Source organism: Pseudoalteromonas rubra, assembly GCF_004212645.1.
Classification (GTDB): Bacteria; Pseudomonadota; Gammaproteobacteria; order Enterobacterales; family Alteromonadaceae; genus Pseudoalteromonas; species Pseudoalteromonas rubra_G.
In genome coordinates, this window is the sequence record NZ_PPUZ01000046.1 from 73,610 (window position 1) to 92,040 (window position 18,431).

Consider the following 18,431-nt stretch of genomic DNA (forward strand, 5'->3'; position numbering starts at 1 on the left):
TTCCCTTCGAAAAAGGCGGTGTAACACCGCCTTTTTTCATTTATAGTATCCAGCGCCACACCACAAATAATACCGCAAAAGCAATCAAATAACTCAGGCCTGCCCAGGTCAGTAGTTGCACCGGCTTGCTTTGCTGCGCAAATAACTCTTTGCGGATCAAAGAGAAGTTCAGCCAGGCAAAAAACGGCGTAGTTAAAAACGCCAGCGTCATGGCAAACATCAACATGTCTTTCAGATTGGCTTTAAAGAACAACACCAGCACCATACCGAATATGGCCTGAACGGTAATGAAAATCGACAAACTGGCCTTATTTTGGTGGGGTTTGATCAGCTTAACCGCATCGTCCAGGGTTCTGGCATAGCCATCCAGTACCGTGATTGTGGTACCGAACATACACAGAAAGGCAATGGTGGCGATTAACCAGCGGGCCCACTCACCTAAAGTCAGTACGTACATATCAATCAGCTGTTTAGAAAAGGCCACTCCGGCGAGTTCTATTTTCTGGCTCTGCCCGTATTGCAGTAACACACCCAGAGAAAAGAACACTACGGCTAACAATAAAGTTAAAAAGTAGCCCAGATTAAAATCAAACAAGCCCTGGGCTTTACTCAGCGACTGAGTGCGGGTTTTGGCTTTTAACCACAGTGAGTTAATGGCCGATATTTCAATAGGAGCTGGCATCCAGCCCATCAGGGCTACCATAAAGCCCAGTAAAGCCAGCGAATAAGGAGAAGGCGCAGGTTGAGGTGAGGGGTGAGCCTGACCCTGTGACACGGCCACCAATAAAGCCGCCAGTGTGGTAACACACAGTATCGCCATGATCCCTTTACTGGCTTTGTCGAGCAATTTGTAATGTCCGAACAGTAAGATCCCCAGGCATACAAACAGCAGGGCATAGCACAAGGTTGTCAGTGAGAGGCTCCAGGGCAGAGCATACTGCAACAGGGCCGCAGTGAGCAGCAGCACACCGGCGGTGTTCACCACTGCGGCAATGACATTCAATGCCACAAAGAGATAAAACAGGGCGCGGTTTTTATTGTGGTATCCGATGATCAGGCTGTTGCCGGTGTGCAGGGTGTACTCCACACCAAAACGGAAAAACGGATACTTGAGCAGATTAACCGCCACCACTAACCACAGCAGTTGCCAGCCAAATAAAGCACCGGCCTGAGTAGCCGCAACCAGGTGTGAGCCACCGACCGCAGCCGTGGCCATCAGGATCCCGGGACCCAGGTTCCTGAGTTTAGAAGAAAGTGATTCCAACACGACGTTCCTTTGTTTTTGCCACTCATGTTAACGATTTGAAATCGTTTGCCAAGTGGAAAATGACTGGGCTAATGAGGTTGGGAGTCAAAAGCCCTGTCAGGACGTGTAATTTGGTTAGGTGGTGAAGTACTCTTCGGTGTCGTCTTTGAGGTCCTGGTAATCGTCCTCATCAAGATTAAGTGCATCTAGCACGCTTTGCTTCATGATGGGCCAGTCTGGCGCAGCCACAAAGCGTTTGTTGGTATGGACCAAGTTCTCTGCCATTTTCAGGGTAGAAAATGTCAGCATTTCTTCGTCGCTCCGTTTTTCCTGAAGATAAGTGACATCGTGATGCCTTAAAATAAGCTGACAAATGGGTTTGGGCAGATTCCAGCTGTTCGCCAGGTAATAGCCAATAACGGTATGGTTAGTTTGATAGCGCTCTTCTTCGAACTCGACCAGCATTTTATCGTAATTACTATTTGCAGCGCCCAGTACTTCGACATAATCTGGATAGTTGAACGCCATGGCGGGAATACCGGCATCGTGGAACAGGCCCAGCATATAGAGGTTCTCAACCGGGACTTTACTTTTTATCTTATTGCCTATCAGGGTTGCAACATCGGCAATTTCCTGCGCACTGTCCCAGAAACGTTCCAGTTTGATGCAGCACTTTGACTGGTCAAAGGCCTGCTTGAGCAAGTAGCCCGTCACCAGCATGGTAATGCTGTTGAGGCCAAGAAACATCACTGCCTGACGAATATCGGTAATGGTCCGGGAAAAGCCATAGCTTGAGGAATTAATGACTTTGAGCACTGCGGCGGAGGTTGCGACATCTGTTGCTATCAGGGCTGCGATTTCACCCAGTTCCGGCTCAGGTTGTTGTAATAACTGATGCAGGCTTTGCAACAACTCTGGTTTTGCGGGCAGGCAAAACCCATGGTTCATATCCTTAAGCACGGCGTTATCTATTTCGATCATGGCGGTCTCGTTAAAACAAATACGGAATACACGAACAGCCTGTCGAGTGTCAGGCTGATTTGCCAAGTATAGTAGCTAAGCCAGATTACGCATTCTTTGCGTCAACGCAAAAAACGCATAAATAATACCCACGTAATGGATAAAGGAACAAATGAATTGGCATTGTTACGGTTGTTAAGTTAAAGTTGGCTAATTTTCTTTTTAGGGATTAACTATGGAACAAGCGAAAAACGCAAATAACGATGCTAGCTTCGTTATGCGATTCCTCAATAATATTGAAAGGGTCGGTAACAAGCTGCCCGACCCGGCCATGATCTTCCTCGGTGCGATGCTCCTCATCTGGTTATTATCCTGGATGCTTTCGGGCGTCAGCTTTGATGCCATTGACCCGCGCACCGGCGAGGCGATTGTTGTTCATAACCTGCTTAGCGGGGATTCTTTGGCAGGCTTCTTGGCCTCAATGGTGAAAACCTTTACAGGCTTTGCGCCGTTGGGTGTGGTGCTGGTCGCCATGCTGGGTGTCGGTGTAGCCGAGCACTCGGGTTACATTAATGCTGGCCTGAAACTGATGCTTAAGCGCACGCCACAGGCACTGCTGACGCCATCCATTATCTTAATTGCAATTGTCAGTCACACCGCGACCGATGCGGGTTATGTGTTGGTGATCCCGCTGGCTGGCGTTATTTTCTATGCCATGGGGCGTCATCCGCTGGCCGGTATTGCGGCGGCGTTTGCTGGCGTAAGTGGCGGCTTTAGTGCCAACTTCATCCCTTCAGGCATCGATCCTCTGTTACAGAGTTTTACGCAAAGTGCGGCGCAGATCATCGACCCGGAAATCTCAGTCAACCCGCTGAATAACTGGTTCTTCACCTCGGCGTCAAGTGTCTTTATTATTCTGCTTGGCTGGTATATTACCGATAAAATCATTGAACCGCGCCTGGCATCAACTAAGGTAGACGGGGATACCGACGACCTACCAGAATTTAACGAAGTCACCGCTAAAGAACGCTCGGCATTTTACGCAGCTTCGGCTGTGATGCTTGCTGGTATCGGTTTGCTCATCTATGCCGCCAGTGGCGAAGACTCTGCGCTGCGCAGTGAAAGTGGTGCACTGACCGACTTTAGCGCGCCGCTGATGCAGTCTATTGTACCGCTGATCTTCTTACTCTTCTGGATCCCGGGGGCCGTATTTGGTTTTATGGTCGGGACCTTTAAGTCCTCGAAAGATATGATAGATGCAATGAGTAAGTCGATGAATTCGATGTCTTACTACATTGTTATGGCTTTTTTCTGTGCGCTGTTTATCGCGGCATTTAGTAAGTCAAACCTGGGCGCGTTACTGGCCATTGAAGGCGCAGAGGTCTTAAAAGCCATGGCACTGCCAAGCTCAGTGACTGTGATTGGTATTATCTTCCTGACCGCCTTTGTAAACCTGTTCGTGGGGTCAAGCTCTGCGAAATGGGCACTGTTGGGTCCGATATTTGTACCTATGCTGATGCAACTGGGTATTTCTCCAGACTTGTCTCAGGCGGCGTATCGTGTTGGTGATTCCAGCTCAAACATCATTACCCCACTGATGCCTTACTTCCCGCTGGTCGTGGTGTACTGCCAGAAGTATGTTAAAGACACGGGCATTGGTACATTGCTGGCACTGATGCTGCCATATTCCATCGCCTTTTTGATCGGCTGGAGCTTATTCCTGCTGGCATACTGGGGTCTGAGCATTCCACTGGGCCTGCAATCTAGCTACATCTACCCGGCAGGTTAATCTGCCCGTCACTGGGTGAGGTCCCGCGCCTCATCCAGCTTTGCAGGACATCCATTCAAAACCATTTCAAGAAACATTCACATCCAGCTTTGCAGGACACCCATTCAAAACCATTTAAAGAAACATTCAAAAGACACCCAATCGAAGACACCAATCGAAGACACCCAATCCCAGACAAATACTCATAATTACCGGATTAGGTATTAACTTACGGACAGGAAAAAGAAAAAGCCGACTTCTGCCGGCTAGATGGATTTGCGATTGGTTGGGCCAAAAGCACCAAGGGAAATCTTACTGCCTCCGTGCAGTAAATACTCAAGGGAGGTTCAAAAATTAAAGTAACCAATAAGAGTACATACTGGTCAAAAGCAGACGCATTGTATCCCTGTTAGATGAACAAATTATGACAAACTGTGCAGGCCATTCGATTTGTTAGTTTTACATTGCCGTCGCACAGGCATCTGGCTATGAAAAATTGTGCACACGGCACATCAATAGAGAAAAGTGATTGAATAGATTAGAATAGTTACAAGCACAGTGGCCAGTGTGGCCCAATGACGAGGAAGGTGAGATGTTAAGAGTCACGCTTGAGCAGTGGCGTATGTTGCGTGCTGTGGTAGAGCATGGTGGGTTTAATCAGGCAGCCAAAGCTATCCACAAGAGCCAGTCGAGTATCCATACCGCAGTGCAAAAAATTGAAACTGCGCTATCCGTCAAGTTATTCCAGGTAGAAGGGCGTAAAACCCGTCTTACTGAAGCGGGTGAAATGATGCTGCGCCGGGCCAATTATCTGCTCGATGAAGCCGAAAAGGTGGAGGCCGTCGGCCAGACGCTGGCAAAAGGAGTCGAGAGCCACCTGCGTATAGCGGTGGATGAAGTTTTTCCTCAGGCACTGCTTTATAAGGTGCTGGAAGCAACCTCGCAGGCTTACCCATTGCTGCGTATCGAACTGGTTGAGTCTATCCTGTCTGGGTCATTTGAGGCGCTTCAGAACGCCAAAGTTGATATTGCCATCTCGCCTATGGTGCTTGCACAAGGCTTTAGTGAGCAGCTCTGTTTGGTGGAGTTTGTGGCTGTTGCTCATCCCGAGCATGCGTTGCATCAGCTCGGTCGTGAGCTGAACTTGGAAGACCTTAAATCATTCAGGCAAATTGTGGTCAGGGATTCGGCACTAGGTAAAGGCACTGATAGTGGCTGGCTGGGGGCCGATCAGCGTTGGACGGTCAGCCATTTGCGCACTATGGTGGATATGGTTACTCAGGGACTGGGTTTTGCCTGGCTGCCCAGAAGTGCCATTACCACGCAGCTTAGTAGTGGTGCACTGGTGCCATTGCAACTCACGCACAATCGCACACGTCAGGCTCAGCTTAATCTGCTCTTTAAAGACGGAGATACGCTCGGACCCGCAGCCAGAGCGTTTATAGGAGAGCTCAGGTATCAGTGTATGGCGCTAGAGGCTCAGGACAGCGACTAAGTCGCCTGTGTATCGTAAGCGTGCGCCAGCACTTGCTCAACAGCCACTGGGCGGCTAAACCAGTAGCCCTGGAACTCTTTCACCCCCAGCTCCTGCAGCTTATTGAGTTGCGCCTGAGTTTCAACGCCTTCTGCCAGCGCTGCAATGCCCAGGTTATCGCACATAGTGAGGATCCCCAGCAGCAGCGCCTGTTGTTTTTGATCTGAGGTGATCTGCGTCACCAAAGAGCGATCCAGCTTAAGGCGCTTAATGGGCGAGGCCAGCACTCGCGCAATATTTGAGTAACCTATCCCAAAATCATCAATACTCAGGCTGAAGCCCATTTTATCGAGCGCCTCCATGATCTGATTATGATCGTCGGCAAAGCTGTATTCGGTCAGTTCAAACTCGAACATGCGTGGGCTCAGGCCATAGCTGTGCACAATAGACAGGGTGTTACGGGCAAACTGCTCGCAGGCAATGTCGCGGGAGCTGACGTTAATGGCGATAGGTACGTGAATATCCGGATGACACTGCAAGGTATGGCAAACCTTATGCAATATGCGTTGTGTCAGCTGATTGACCAAGCCGAATTCCTCGGCAATGGGCACAAACTCTCCGGGGGAAACCCACCCCAACAAGGGGCTGTGCCAGCGGGCCAGGGCTTCGTAGCCAATCACCGAATGGGTGTTGTCATGCTTGCTCTGTAAGACTATCTGTAGTTCATCATGTTCCAGCGCCTTTTCAAGCAGCAGGGCCATCTCGTGGCGCGCCAGTGTCTGGCGTCGGGTGCCGTGGTCAAATATAGCAAGGTCATCACCTGGGCCGCGCAGTTCACAGGCCTGCTGGGCATTTTTTAACAACCGCTCAGGGATATAACCGTGCTCCGGGTAGGTAGCAATCCCCACGGCGTAGCGGGCATGAAATTGGTGCTGTCCCAGCTTGAGCCAGAAATCAAGATGCTGATGCCAGCGCTGCGCAACCTCCAGTACCGGCGCATCGGGTTCGATAATAATCGCCAGTCTTCCTGCACCAATATACGCAATCTGGTCGAGCAAACTGGGGTCGTGTTCTGCAACCTGGTTAATGTGGCCGTATAGATGTTTGTGCAGCTCGCCGTCAATCAGGTAATCCAGTACGTGCTTATTGAGGTTTTCGGCGATCAGCAGGGCAAATGGCTGGCCGCGATCAATATGCACCTGTAGCTGTTCAGTGAGCCAGGTTTTATTGGGCAGGTTGGTTCTGGCATCAAAGTACTTAGCCTGCTGATGTGCCACATCCAGGGCCAGCAGATCTTGCTGAAGCTGGTGCTGATCAGACACATCATTGAGATACCAGGCACACAATTGCTCGGAGTGGTATTCCCGCGAAGCCAGCTCTATGGTGCGCTCTCCTACGTGGAAAGTCTTTAGGTCGGCCTCGTGCTGGTCGCCGTTGTTAAGCAGCCGACTCAGATCATCTTGTGTAACGCGGGCAAAATTACAGGGCAGGGGTTGAGTCTGGATCCCCAGTAAAATGCGCGCCTTTTCATTGGCTTCAACGATATTAAACTGCTGGTCGACTAATACAATGGCGTGAAAAGATTTCTGAAAGAAGCGTTGATAGATTTGTTTTTGTGAGGCCAGCAGTTCGTTATTACTGGCCATATGCAAATTTAACCGGCTGGCGGCCAGACTGGTACGCCACACCGCCAGCGGCACGGTACAGTTAAAAAAGAAAAACAGCAAAAAGTGGATATAAATATCGCCGTCGACCAGCATACGCTCGCCGTGTGGGATCACAGATAAATTAACCTGCTGAACTATTAATAAAAATGGAATAATATTCAGTGCGGCGTAAAAAATCGCGGTGCGCTTACTCAGCAGCAGTAACGCCAGAATTGGCGTGATGTAAACAAAAATAGAGCCCAACTGGGCAAGGGGTAATAGAGGAATAAATAACTTGATGGCCACTCCGGCCGCCACTATGGCAATCATCAGCAGGTGCGCACACAGTTGATAAGCGCTGCGACTCAGAGTGAGCAGCACACCTATAGTGAGCGTAAAGCCCGACGTCAGCGCCAGCACATAGTCAAGTTCAAATGCCAGCGCAGCGGGCAAGCTGTTGATAAAGATCCCAAGGCATAATAAAAGCCCGGTCACCAAAATAATGCGCAGAGCACTGACACGCCAGTTAGGCACGTCGCTTGGCGATTGGGTTTCTTCCTCAAGTAAGAAAAAGCGGCTTAAAGAACTCAAAACGTTACAGTTATTATTATTGTTTTTCCCGATACTAAGGCCATCAGAGCCGCAATTCAATGGGCAGAGGCAGTAAAACCTGCGCTAAATCAGCTTAACTGCGGTTTTTTTCAACATAGTGGAGGGGAAATAGGCAAACAACCTTGTAATTTCATTAACAATCTTGTCATCCCGGATGCGTACGAGCCGAGATCTACCCAAGTACATGGCAGCAGCCTATTGTTGCAGTGAACGTGACATACGCATTTGTTGTATCATGCACAGTTCCAACTTATCACGTACCCATGCGAGCCGGGATCCATCAAAACGCGGTGCGAAAGTGCCACCAGACTATTGAAGCATGTCAGAGAAGCATGAAATACGTCTACCTTATGTGTCGAGGGAGTAAACCCGCTGCACGTAGTTTCTGGTATAGTCTGAATTTCTCTGCGTGCAAACTTGGTTGTAGTTTAAGGCGAAGTTCCACATAATAGTGTTGTTGATTTAGGAACTATCGCTTTCGTGTTGTTTAGGCTGGATTTACGGATTAGGCCAGTATGGAACTACTTATCTTAATGATAATCATCACAGCATTTACGTGTGTTTTTACCCTGGAAGTCATCGCTCCTGCGTCTAAAAACAGCTGTGACAGGCGCTGGATGATCCTTGCGTCATGCATCAGCTTATTTCAATCTATTACTACAATCGGTGCTGGCCTGATATTTGTTGATATATTTAGTGACCTTTCTGTATTTAGCTTTAACATTCACAATATGTTCCAGCAAGGCATGCTCGGGTTCTTATTAACCAGCTTTGTTGCTTACTGGTGGCACAGGTCGATGCATAAGTTTGACTTGCTGTGGCGTGTTTTTCATCAGTTGCATCACAAACAAAATTATGGCTTAGCTATCTGGGATTTGTTGTTTGGCACATTCTCAAACCCAAAAGGGTATATACAAAAGGTGGGCTTTGATGAAACACGTGAGAACAGAGTTTACGACATGCTCAAGACCAAAGATGTCTATAAGTCCTGATCCGTGAGCGACAGAGTCAATTAACTCAGTGATTCATAGTGATTGATTGAGCACGAGCCGAGCATGCTTTTTCACCCCGTTTTTTCATTCCGATTTTCATACCGCATCGCATATTGCAATAACACAAACCAGAAAAAGAAAAAGTCTTTAAAATCATGTGTATAAAGTTGGCCTTGTGCTTGCAATCTCTCTAACAGCAAATTAAGCGTTGGAGAGTCACATGAAAAAGTTATTGCTTGGAGCCTGCGTGTTTTCCGCAGGACTATCTGCCGCCCCATTCGACACATGCCCGTCAAAAGCCTTTTTGGTGCAGGGCAATACAGCAACTATGTACGGCGTTAATCTGGTCTCGGGTTCGTACACTACTTTCGCTGAAAACGTTGGCACCAATAATAAGCTCAATGGGATTGGGTTCAGTGTTCACGACCGTTACATTTATGGTTGGGATTACAGCAATAAAGACATTGGTCGGTTGGGAAAAGACTATGTGCTTGAACCTATTATGACGTCGGGATTTCCTGATACCAACTTTTATGTAGGTGACGTTGCCATCCACGAGAATGCATTTTACGTTTACAAAAAGGGTAGCAGTCTAGGTCTGTATCGTGTATCTCTCGACGCAAATAGCGACGACTATTTGCAAGCAGAGCGTATCATTGATGGCAGTGCGCTGAGTCTGAATATTTTTGATATGGCGTTCGCTCCAAATGAAAATGCCAGTTTAGCTTACAGTGTGGATAGCAATGGAAATTTGCATCGCATTGACGTATCAAACGGAACCAGTACCAACCTCGGCAACGTAGGACAATCAGGCACATTCGGTGCAGTCTATTTTGATGTTGAAAATAATTTCTATATTAGCCGTAATCAGGACGGCCATGTTTATAAAATAGACATAAATAATCCGGCTAATACCCAGCTTTTCGCTTACGGCCCAGTCTCAAATACTAATGACGGGGCACGCTGCGCGACAGCCCCCATTATTGATGATACAGAAGACCCAACCATCGACTATGGTGATGCACCCAACAGCTATGGTACATCGCTCAATGCCAATGGAGCCCGTCATAATGTGGGTGATCTATTCTTTGGTCAAAGTGTCAGTGCGGAATATGTACCCAAAGCCACAGATGACGATGATGGTATTAGCTTTTTAACCAACCTAGAAACAGGGTACGACACACTGATTTCCTTCTCCTTGTCAAAATCAGGGTATGTAAATGCCTGGATCGACTGGAATGGTGATGGTCAGTTTCAGCAGGCGGAGCGAGTGATCAGTGAGTATCAGGGGATTGCCGGTGAAAATCGTGTACTTATCCCTGTTCCTGTTGATGCCGTTGCGGGTAGTACCTGGGCCAGGTTCCGAGTATCCGACAACAGTGATATTGCACCTCAGGGTGGAGTTGATAACGGTGAAGTAGAGGACTTAAATATCTCCATCGTCGCCAGTAGTCTGATCCAAAATTCGACTTCCTGGAAAACAGCGGCGTTTGAAGATCTGTGGCCGCAAAAAGGCGATTACGATTTTAACGACGTGGTGGTTCGATATCGTGTGACGACCAGCCAAATTGGCAACCAGGTTGTGCGATATCACATTGAAGGGGCACTGATAGCAGTCGGGGCTGGCTATCACAATGCCTTTGCGATTCGTTTAAAAGACATCGCTCGAAAGGATGTTGATGAGGGCCAGATTGAACTGACTATTGATGGTACGCCGCAGATGAGTAGTCCGCTGGAAGCCAACAGAAACGAAGCCATAGTCGTTGTGTTTGCAGATACCAGAGAGATGGTACCGGTTGAGCCAGGCTGTAAATTCTTCAGAACAGAAACCGGCTGTAGTGATATCCAACGAGCGCCTTACCCGTTTGAAATCTCTATCCCACTAGCAACCACCTACAACGCCAATATCGCGACAAACAGTCAGGTTGACCCGTTTATCTTTGCGGTAGATGGCCACTACCACGGACCTTTTGTAGACCAAAATAACGGACGCGGCTGGGAAGTTCACCTTAAAAATCATGAGCCAACAGAAGCGTTTGATAGCAGCTATCTGGATCAGGGAGATGATACTTCATCAATCAATGGCTACTTCCAAACGTCTACAGGTCTGCCCTGGGCACTCATCATTAACTCTCAGTGGGACCATCCAATGGAGCGCGTTGATATGTCTGCAGCTTACCCGGATTTTGCCGCGTTTGCAGAGTCGGCAGGTGCTCAGAATGCAACCTGGTTTGAAAACCCAGTACCTGGCAACCAGTACACCATCAGCAACGCAGCGCAAAACTAGGAGAGCATCATGAAAAAACTAATCGTAACTCTAATCTCATTACTATTAACAGCATGCGGTGGTGGTTCTGGTGACTCACAAGGGCAAGCCCAGATAAATAGTACCACTGTGAGCGCAGCGAGTGACAAGGGGCAAAACGGTTCGGTCAATGCTGCGCAGGCACAAGGTAATAACGATACTGAACTGAGCAGCGATACCGAATCGCAAGAGGGTTCAGCACAGCAAAGCGAGGATGTGCAACCTGAGCAAGACAGCGGCAGTTTAGAAGGCATGGAGGCTGTAGTTGTTGATGAAGCGTTCGACTTTCGTACAGATGTCCCCGTGACTGTGTCAATTGCACCGGGTGTTGTGAATAATCGAGCATTTATTAACATTTGCCCTCAGGAAGCAACATTGACAAATGACGATGCGTGCTTTTTGAGAGCGCCCATCGACAGTAACGGACTATTTGTTCAAATAGTATTACCGCACTCCGAGCAAAAGCTGAAAGCTGAGATCTGGTACTACAGCACTGATGTGGCCCCTTTGGTGTACAGCTGGGAGTTCGATGGAGCGCAACAACAGCAAATATGGGAATTAAATTAAAGTATTGTGGTGACTCACAATAGTCCAACGCAAAGCATATCCCTACTCAGAGATATGCTTTTTTCTTTAGTTGTGAACTTTCGGGTAGCAGCCATATGTATCAAAAAGCTTATCACTCACAATCGAATGGGTGCTTGAGGAATCAACTATCGGATGGTCGTTCTTTTGCTCAGCTAATGTTTGCTTAGGCAGTGTTAGTCAGTCAGAGATAAACGCTTTTTAATCTCGCTGTATCTATTTATGATAGTGTTTTAATGCCGTTGGTACATGAATCCAACAGTAAGTATAGGGAAAATTTATGAATGAAGAACCATGGATTAATAGCGAGCTCTTTGACGGGGAAGCGATCACAGGTAATAGAGCGGGCCTGGAGGTGCTGAAGGCTGCGATAGAACAAGCGCTGGATAATTCTTCGGGTTCCGAATGTGCTGATGTCTGTACCGGAATTGTTGTGGTTAATTTAGACGATAAAGCAAGCTACTATGATAAACTCAATCAGGATGAGCGTTCTGTACTTCAAAAGATAAGAGATCAACTACTTGCATTCGTTTTTGCTATTTGGTTTTTCTTTTTGCCTTTTATTGCCGTTGGCTTAGTGGTTTACGATACGTATTTCGAGACGCAAAGGGAGTGCCGCTGCCTGATACCAGCCCAACCAATTCAGGGTCCTAAGATGCCCTGGCAGTAGCGGGCCGAGTATGTGATTCTGGCGCATGGTTTTCTCAAACTGTTTGTATACGGTGTGCATCGCGCTGACATTATTCCAATTTAGATAACTTAATAAAATAAAGGGTTTTTCGGATGAAACAGGTGTTTTTTGTCATTGTTTTCTTTTTTCTGTCAGCACTTTTAAATCAGGCTAATGCTGCTTCCGGGGGAAGCTCCGGTGTAATTAAAACAATTTTATGGTATGAAGGCCATACAGGAGTGCTCGTAAAGCAAACCGGTATGTCAGATTTAGGTAAATGTGGTCGTGCAGATTACTATATTTTGGATGAAGATCACCCTTTCTTCCAGGAAATATATTCCCTGCTCCTTGCTGCACACATGGCATCTCAGCCACTCTCGTTGCATTTAGATGGTTGTGTGCAGGGCATTTCAAGAATCAAGCATGTCACCAGTAATAAGTAATAAAGGGTGCAAATAATGTTGACCTGCACCCCAGGTTTTTCTAGAGCTTAAAGCTTTCCACCAGTTTGATAGGCTCTCCGTCTACGTCTAATATGGCGACGACCTTCAATACTCCGTTTTTGAGCTCTTCAGACTGGCGTAAGTGTGGTTGCCAGTGCTTTTTCTCATAGGGAGAAATGCTGATGTCCTGCTCCCAAAGTGCAGGCTGAGCTGCCGGGCTTTGGTAGGGAAGGAACTGTACCGACAGTTTCCCATGGGTGTCGCCGGAATAGGGTCCGGTCAGACTGATCTCCAGATCTGAGTTGCCTTTGCTAAGCAGGGCATTTAAATGCACGCCATCAAAGTGCTGGTTTTCCAAAGTGATCTGGCCCGTCTGCGTTAGGCCCTGCCAGCTAAGCGTGTAGTCTGCTTGGTTCTGGGTTACCGACAACGGCAGTTTGTGTCTACCTGGCGGCAAAGAGTAGGCTTTGCCGCTCTGAAGCTTAACTTCGGCTGTTTGCAGGCTGGGGTTATGCGCTGAAATAAAAGGGTCATCACCGTCAAACCGTAATGCCAGTTCGATGCCACTGAGCGAATACAAAGCATCATCAGAGAGCTGTTGTTGCCAACTTTCGAGCATGCTTTGTAAGTTCGCGCTCAGTGCACCGTGCAGGCTCTGATCGGTTTGTTTTGCCAGATGAGTGGCCAGTGTGGCCATACAATTCGGGAGTTGCGCCGAAAATGCGACACAGGTATTGAAGGCTCTGTGTGCCAGATTTGCACCTGCAAAGTACCAGGGGTTAGCAGTGGCCAATTCCAGTTCTGGTACTTTATAGGTATGACCATACAGATAAGGCGTAACAGTATGATTCATGTTGCGACCCAGCAGGGCGACTTGTTGGAAATTAATTGTATTCAATACGTTGTCAGGCAGTGTAAAGGTGACTCTTTGTGTGCTGCCAGCTGATTTAAGCTCAATTTCCAGCCCTGAACTGGTGGTACGCATATTGAGGCCCAGTTGCAAGGTTTGCTCTACACTATTGAGCATTGCCGGCGTGAGTGCAACTTCCTGAGTGGTACCGCTGGTTGTGTCAATGACGGATAGTCGCGTGCCATCTGTAAGCAGTACTTGCAACATCTGATCCTGAGTAAAGTCCGCTTTTTCAGTCAATCCAGCACGTTGGGCAAGGCTGTCTTTGCTAAGTTTGGTTAGCAAGCCGATACCTATATCACCCCGGGTTCTTTGTTCTGGTTGCAGTGACAATAAAGCCGCGAATGACTCTTTGCTAAGCGGATTAATGGCAGGGTGGGGGTCAGGCGCCGGAAAATCTAAGACCGGATGAGTAGCGTTATCCATTGGGGTAATGTCCAGCCGTTGCAGGTTTTTGTCGTCATTGCTGCGCAACCAGTAGCCAGCACCATTTTGCTCCCATGGCCCGCGCACAATATTAAAGCTCGGCCGGGCAGATTTCACGAACTGAGCAAAGTCGCGCTCTAACTGTGGCCAGTCAGCAAAGGTGCGCTTGAGTAATTTATTGGCAGTGGGCAAAGTGGCGTCAGAGTCCGGGTTTAGTGCCATCAGCGTGCGCAGGTAGCGTTTAAAATACTGATAACGTAGAGGATCGCTTAACAAAAAGTGCACAATAAAAAAGTTAAGGCCACGGTGTAATTGTGGATCATCATTAATTTGTTCAAAGCTGGGCTGCGCATTCTCATAATATTGTGTCAGCCCAAGTGACTGATAATTCATTGGCGCACGGTCGAACACCATTACTCTGAGCTGCTTCTTATCGCTGTCGTAAGTATGACTGGCAATGGCATCGGCCATGCCTTCTGTGATCCAGTTGGGTGCCCAGGTTGAGTGGCCATTCAACGCCATATGAAAGGCATGCATGGTTTCGTGGATCACAATATAACGCTGATGGTGATGCCTGTGACTGGGGAAGCTATATCCGGCCCGGTTATAGTACATGGTTTCACCGCCCGCCGTTTTGTGCACGCCGCGCAGAAAACCGTCGTCCAGCATGGCTTCACGCACCCGTTCACGAGAGCTGCCATACACCACTGCAATTCGCTGCTTATCTATATTGGCAGGCGCCAAACCGAACAGCTCTACATAGTGGGGATAAGACATCTCAAGCAACTCAAGATACAGCCGCACTTTGTCCTCACTCAGATCGCTTTTCAGTGCAAAGTGCTTGCTTACCCACCAGTTATAGCCGCGACTGTTGGATATTTTGCCTTCGCTGTAGGTACGTGGGATTTGCTTACCCACATAAGCAATGTCGATATGCTTCAACGTGCTGACTCTGCCAGCAACGTCAATATCAACGCGCATCTGGGCCGGGCTTGGAATGGGCTGTGCCACCTGTGCTGACTGTTGTGTAGTGTGTTGCGGCCTCACACCCTCGGTCGACTGACATCCGCTCAGCAGTGCCAGCGCAATTAAACTCATACGTAACATTTTGACTTTCTCTTATTTGTACTTTATGTATATTGTATACAATAATAATCAATAGGATCTAAGTCAATGTCTATAAGCTCACCGCCCGGTCAGTCCAGCGCCGGGGCGCAAACTGTGAATACCCAAAAAGCGGGGTTCAGCCGCGCTTTTTATGTCGCAAATTTGATGGAAATATTCGAACGATTAGCCTGGTATGGCTTTTTCGCCGTCTCGTCTGTGTATATGACAACACCCAGCGCACAAGGGGGCGTCGGTTTTTCCGATCTGGAGCGTGGCGCTGTGCAGGGGATCATTCCCTTCTTTTTATATCTGCTGCCTGTACTAACGGGGGCACTAGGCGATCAGCTGGGCTACCGGAAAATGTTTTTACTGTCGTTTGCCATCATGGCGCCCGGTTATTATTTGCTGGGACAGGCGCAAAGCTTCTGGCCGTTTTTTGCGGCGCTGAGCCTGGTTGCGCTGGGAGCGGCGTGTTTTAAACCGGTTGTTGTCGGCACCATTTCCCATAGTACCAATGACAGCAATCGTGGCCTGGGTTTTGGCATTTTTTATACTATGGTGAACATAGGCGGGTTTTTGGGCCCGCTACTTGCCGGGGCGCTCAGGGCCATCAGCTGGGATGCGGTGTTTATGATGTCGGCTTGCTGGATCCTGATCAACTTTATTCCTGTTTTTTGGTTTTACCGCGACCCGCCCAGCCTTAAGCGTGAAAAAGCCCCGCTGGGTAATGTACTGAAAGAAGCCCAGTCGGTCTTGGGTAATGGCCGTTTTGCACTGACCCTGTTGGTTGCCGTTGTCCTGCTGATGTGCTCCGGCGTTGAGGTGCTGAGCTACGGACAGGCGTTTACGCTGATCGGAGTGTGGCTGGTGGCTAACCTGATCTGGGATCGCATTGCACATAAAGTGACAAAAGCAAACACACCCTGGTGGGCACAACCAATGCAAATCAGCAATGTGCGTTTTGCACTCTATCTGGCCATCATTGCCGGGTTCTGGACGGTGTATAACCAGCTGTTTTACACCTTGCCCTTGTTTATTCGAGATTATGTGGATACCCGCGACTTACTGAACTTTATTGCTTTTTTTGGCGAAGATGCCGTCGCATTCTTTGCATATGTTGATAGCAGCCAGCTGCAAAGTGCAATTCAGGCACTACATGCTCAGTTGCATGAAGGCACTCAGCCAACCGCCGAAGCACTGCGATTGCAGTGGGTACACCTCAAAGTTAATGTGCCAGTCGCAGAACTCAACGCCCTGATGGCACAATTGTCCGCATCGGTAACGCTGTCAAGCGCGCAGCTTCAACACTTTACCAACGAGCTCTTGATTTATCGGCAGATCAACCCTGAGTATCTGATCAATCTGGATTTTGCGGCCATTGTACTGCTACAGATCCTGGTCAGCTACTTGTGCCAGCGGATCAAGCCATTTTATGTTCTGACCGCCGGGTTAGTGGTGATGTGTGGTGCGTTTGGGTTGATGGTCACAGAGCTGACTGCAACAGGAGGGGCATTGATAGTGACCGTGATCTTGTTGATTGCACTGGGTGAAATGCTGACTTCTCCGAAGAGTCAGGAATATGTCGCCAGCATTGCGCCACCATCTCAGGCGGCTTTATATATGGGTTACTATTTTGTTTCTATGGCGCTGGGCTTTCTGTTTGCCGGGTTTTTATCTGGCTGGAGCTATGCCACTTTGGTACAGCAGCAAAACCGACCCGATTTAATGTGGGCATTGTTTGGTGCGCTTGCCTTAGTGACCGCCATCGCCTTGTTCTTGTTTAATCGTTACCTGATCCAAAAGCCGGCTCTGCAAGCGCCAACAGAGCAGGTTGCATAACCATGGGTTGCCGGTTCGAAACTTTTACGGGGAACACTTAGTCGCACATTGGTTGCCTTTGTCAGCTTGCCGTGGCTAGACTGGGGCGACTAATTACTACAAAAAAGAAGCGAATATGTTGAAAACAACTCTGATCAGTGCCGCGGTGCTTATGGCCTGCGGCAATGCTTTTGCCGATACTTTGGTACTCAATGCGGATGCTGCGCTGGATGTAAAAAGCGGTAAGTTGATCCGCCCGGCCACTGTGGTGGTTGAAGATAACACCATAGTTTCGGTGTCACGCACCAATCGTAAGGCACACCCGCAAGATGCAACGGTGATTGACCTTGAGGGGCACACTTTGCTGCCAGGCTTATTCGATATGCACGTGCACCTGACCGGAGATGCGCAGGTCCATGGTTATAAACGGCTGCAGCGCACGGCACCGCGTTCGGCAATTACCGGTGTGCGCAATGCCAAGCGCACATTAGCAGCTGGATTTACATCGGTGCGTAACCTGGGCGCACCGGGTTATGCCGACCTGGCACTACGAGATGCAATTTACGACGGCGATGTGCCAGGGCCGCGGATCTTTGCTTCGGGCCCGGCGCTTGGGATCACCGGTGGGCATTGCGATAATAACCTGTTTACTCATGAACATAAGGTGGTAGCAGCGGGCGTAGCCGATGGCCCCTGGGCGGTCAGGCAAAAAGTGCGCGAAAACATCAAGTACGGAGTTGATGTTATCAAGTTCTGCGCAACCGGTGGGGTGCTGTCTAAAGGTACAAAGGTAGGTGCGCAACAGTATTCTTTTGAAGAAATGCAGGCGCTGGTGGCGGAAGTGCACCTACGCGGGCTAACCGTTGCAGCACACGCACACGGTACCGATGGTATTAAGTCTGCTATTCGTGCCGGGGTTGATTCGGTAGAGCATGTTAGCTTTTTAGATGACGAAGCCATTGCGCTTGCCAAAAAGCATGGCACTTACTTCTCTATGGATATCTATAATACCGAATATATCCTGAGTGAAGGCGAAAAAGCCGGTATCTTACCCGAAAGCCTTGATAAAGAGCGTAAAGTGGGCGGCACGCAGCGCGCCAGCTTTAGCAAAGCCGTGAAGGCCGGCGTTAACATGGTATTTGGCTCCGATGGTGGCGTTTATCCGCATGGTCAAAATGGTAAGCAGTTCAGCCGTATGGTTAAATTTGGTATGAACGAATTGCAGGCACTCCAGGCCGCAACCATCAATTCGGCAACCCTGCTCAAAATGCAGGACAAGTTAGGCTCTTTGGAGCCGGGTAAGCTGGCCGATATCATTGCTGTGCCGGGCAACCCGCTGGAAGACATCCAGGTGATTGAAACCGTGACCCTAGTGATTAAAGACGGCAAAGTCGAAGTGGATACACGTCAGTAAGCAAGTCGCATATTGTAAGCATACCGGCAGTCGGCCGGTATGCTTGGTTTGCTGT

13 protein-coding genes are annotated in these 18,431 nt (G+C 48.7%); 9 read left to right on the forward strand and 4 right to left on the reverse strand.

What is annotated here, in order from left to right; all coding sequences use genetic code 11:
* Positions 1–40 precede the first annotated feature (40 nt).
* Both C3B51_RS16825 and C3B51_RS16830 read right to left on the reverse strand, forming a co-directional pair.
* On the reverse strand, positions 41–1,216 hold the full coding sequence (locus C3B51_RS16825) for an NRAMP family divalent metal transporter (RefSeq protein WP_130245854.1): 1,176 nt from the start codon (positions 1,214–1,216) through the stop codon (positions 41–43).
* A gap of 165 nt (positions 1,217–1,381) precedes the next feature.
* The gene (locus C3B51_RS16830) at positions 1,382–2,227 is read right to left on the reverse strand and encodes an HDOD domain-containing protein (RefSeq protein ID WP_130245814.1); all 846 of its coding nucleotides are present in this window, start codon (positions 2,225–2,227) and stop codon (positions 1,382–1,384) included.
* A gap of 214 nt (positions 2,228–2,441) precedes the next feature.
* On the opposite strand from C3B51_RS16830, the gene C3B51_RS16835 reads away from it, so the two are divergent.
* On the forward strand, positions 2,442–3,995 hold the full coding sequence (locus tag C3B51_RS16835) for an AbgT family transporter (protein WP_130245815.1): 1,554 nt from the start codon (positions 2,442–2,444) through the stop codon (positions 3,993–3,995).
* A 571-nt stretch (positions 3,996–4,566) separates the two neighbouring features.
* Positions 4,567–5,469 carry a LysR family transcriptional regulator gene (locus tag C3B51_RS16840; protein ID WP_130245816.1) on the forward strand — a complete coding sequence of 301 codons (903 nt, stop codon included), beginning with the start codon at positions 4,567–4,569 and terminating at the stop codon, positions 5,467–5,469.
* On the opposite strand, the gene C3B51_RS16845 is transcribed toward C3B51_RS16840, so the two are convergent.
* On the reverse strand, positions 5,466–7,685 hold the full coding sequence (locus tag C3B51_RS16845) for an EAL domain-containing protein (RefSeq protein ID WP_130245817.1): 2,220 nt from the start codon (positions 7,683–7,685) through the stop codon (positions 5,466–5,468). The genes C3B51_RS16840 and C3B51_RS16845 overlap by 4 nt on opposite strands.
* 536 nt (positions 7,686–8,221) lie before the next feature.
* Here C3B51_RS16845 and C3B51_RS16850 point away from each other — a divergent pair.
* The 5 genes from C3B51_RS16850 to C3B51_RS16870 all read left to right on the forward strand — a co-directional run bounded on the left by C3B51_RS16850 (position 8,222) and on the right by C3B51_RS16870 (position 12,701).
* Positions 8,222–8,698, forward strand: a complete 477-nt coding sequence (locus tag C3B51_RS16850; protein WP_130245818.1) for a sterol desaturase family protein — start codon at positions 8,222–8,224, stop codon at positions 8,696–8,698.
* A 220-nt stretch (positions 8,699–8,918) separates the two neighbouring features.
* Positions 8,919–10,985, forward strand: a complete 2,067-nt coding sequence (locus C3B51_RS16855) for an LruC domain-containing protein (protein ID WP_130245819.1) — start codon at positions 8,919–8,921, stop codon at positions 10,983–10,985.
* Positions 10,986–10,994: 9 nt separating this feature from the next.
* On the forward strand, positions 10,995–11,570 hold the full coding sequence (locus tag C3B51_RS23620) for a hypothetical protein (protein WP_165389182.1): 576 nt from the start codon (positions 10,995–10,997) through the stop codon (positions 11,568–11,570).
* Between the two features lie 298 nt (positions 11,571–11,868).
* The gene (locus C3B51_RS16865; protein ID WP_125716458.1) at positions 11,869–12,258 is read left to right on the forward strand and encodes a hypothetical protein; all 390 of its coding nucleotides are present in this window, start codon (positions 11,869–11,871) and stop codon (positions 12,256–12,258) included.
* Positions 12,259–12,371: 113 nt separating this feature from the next.
* Positions 12,372–12,701: a hypothetical protein gene (locus C3B51_RS16870; protein WP_130245820.1), complete on the forward strand. Its 330-nt coding sequence runs from the start codon at positions 12,372–12,374 to the stop codon at positions 12,699–12,701.
* A 40-nt stretch (positions 12,702–12,741) separates the two neighbouring features.
* On the opposite strand, the gene C3B51_RS16875 is transcribed toward C3B51_RS16870, so the two are convergent.
* Complete coding sequence (locus tag C3B51_RS16875; RefSeq protein WP_130245821.1) at positions 12,742–15,144, reverse strand: hypothetical protein; 2,403 nt, start codon at positions 15,142–15,144, stop codon at positions 12,742–12,744.
* A gap of 66 nt (positions 15,145–15,210) precedes the next feature.
* Here C3B51_RS16875 and C3B51_RS16880 point away from each other — a divergent pair, with 66 nt between their 5' ends.
* Both C3B51_RS16880 and C3B51_RS16885 read left to right on the forward strand, forming a co-directional pair.
* Positions 15,211–16,983 (forward strand): MFS transporter, encoded by a 1,773-nt coding sequence (locus C3B51_RS16880; RefSeq protein ID WP_130245822.1) that lies wholly within the window; start codon positions 15,211–15,213, stop codon positions 16,981–16,983.
* A gap of 115 nt (positions 16,984–17,098) precedes the next feature.
* Complete coding sequence (locus C3B51_RS16885) at positions 17,099–18,376, forward strand: metal-dependent hydrolase family protein (RefSeq protein ID WP_130245823.1); 1,278 nt, start codon at positions 17,099–17,101, stop codon at positions 18,374–18,376.
* The last annotated feature ends 55 nt before the right edge of the window (positions 18,377–18,431 follow it).

Excerpts from the sequence above, each read along its gene's own strand:
- C3B51_RS16825 (WP_130245854.1), bottom strand. The coding sequence starts at position 1,216 with ATGGCCACGGCTGCGGTCGGTGGCTCACACCTGGTTGCGGCTACTCAG.
- C3B51_RS16830 (WP_130245814.1), bottom strand. The coding sequence starts at position 2,227 with ATGATCGAAATAGATAACGCCGTGCTTAAGGATATGAACCATGGGTTT.
- C3B51_RS16835 (WP_130245815.1), top strand. The coding sequence starts at position 2,442 with ATGGAACAAGCGAAAAACGCAAATAACGATGCTAGCTTCGTTATGCGA.
- C3B51_RS16840 (WP_130245816.1), top strand. The coding sequence starts at position 4,567 with ATGTTAAGAGTCACGCTTGAGCAGTGGCGTATGTTGCGTGCTGTGGTA.
- C3B51_RS16850 (WP_130245818.1), top strand. The coding sequence starts at position 8,222 with ATGGAACTACTTATCTTAATGATAATCATCACAGCATTTACGTGTGTT.
- C3B51_RS16855 (WP_130245819.1), top strand. The coding sequence starts at position 8,919 with ATGAAAAAGTTATTGCTTGGAGCCTGCGTGTTTTCCGCAGGACTATCT.
- C3B51_RS23620 (WP_165389182.1), top strand. The coding sequence starts at position 10,995 with ATGAAAAAACTAATCGTAACTCTAATCTCATTACTATTAACAGCATGC.
- C3B51_RS16865 (WP_125716458.1), top strand. The coding sequence starts at position 11,869 with ATGAATGAAGAACCATGGATTAATAGCGAGCTCTTTGACGGGGAAGCG.
- C3B51_RS16870 (WP_130245820.1), top strand. The coding sequence starts at position 12,372 with ATGAAACAGGTGTTTTTTGTCATTGTTTTCTTTTTTCTGTCAGCACTT.
- C3B51_RS16875 (WP_130245821.1), bottom strand. The coding sequence starts at position 15,144 with ATGTTACGTATGAGTTTAATTGCGCTGGCACTGCTGAGCGGATGTCAG.
- C3B51_RS16880 (WP_130245822.1), top strand. The coding sequence starts at position 15,211 with ATGTCTATAAGCTCACCGCCCGGTCAGTCCAGCGCCGGGGCGCAAACT.
- C3B51_RS16885 (WP_130245823.1), top strand. The coding sequence starts at position 17,099 with ATGTTGAAAACAACTCTGATCAGTGCCGCGGTGCTTATGGCCTGCGGC.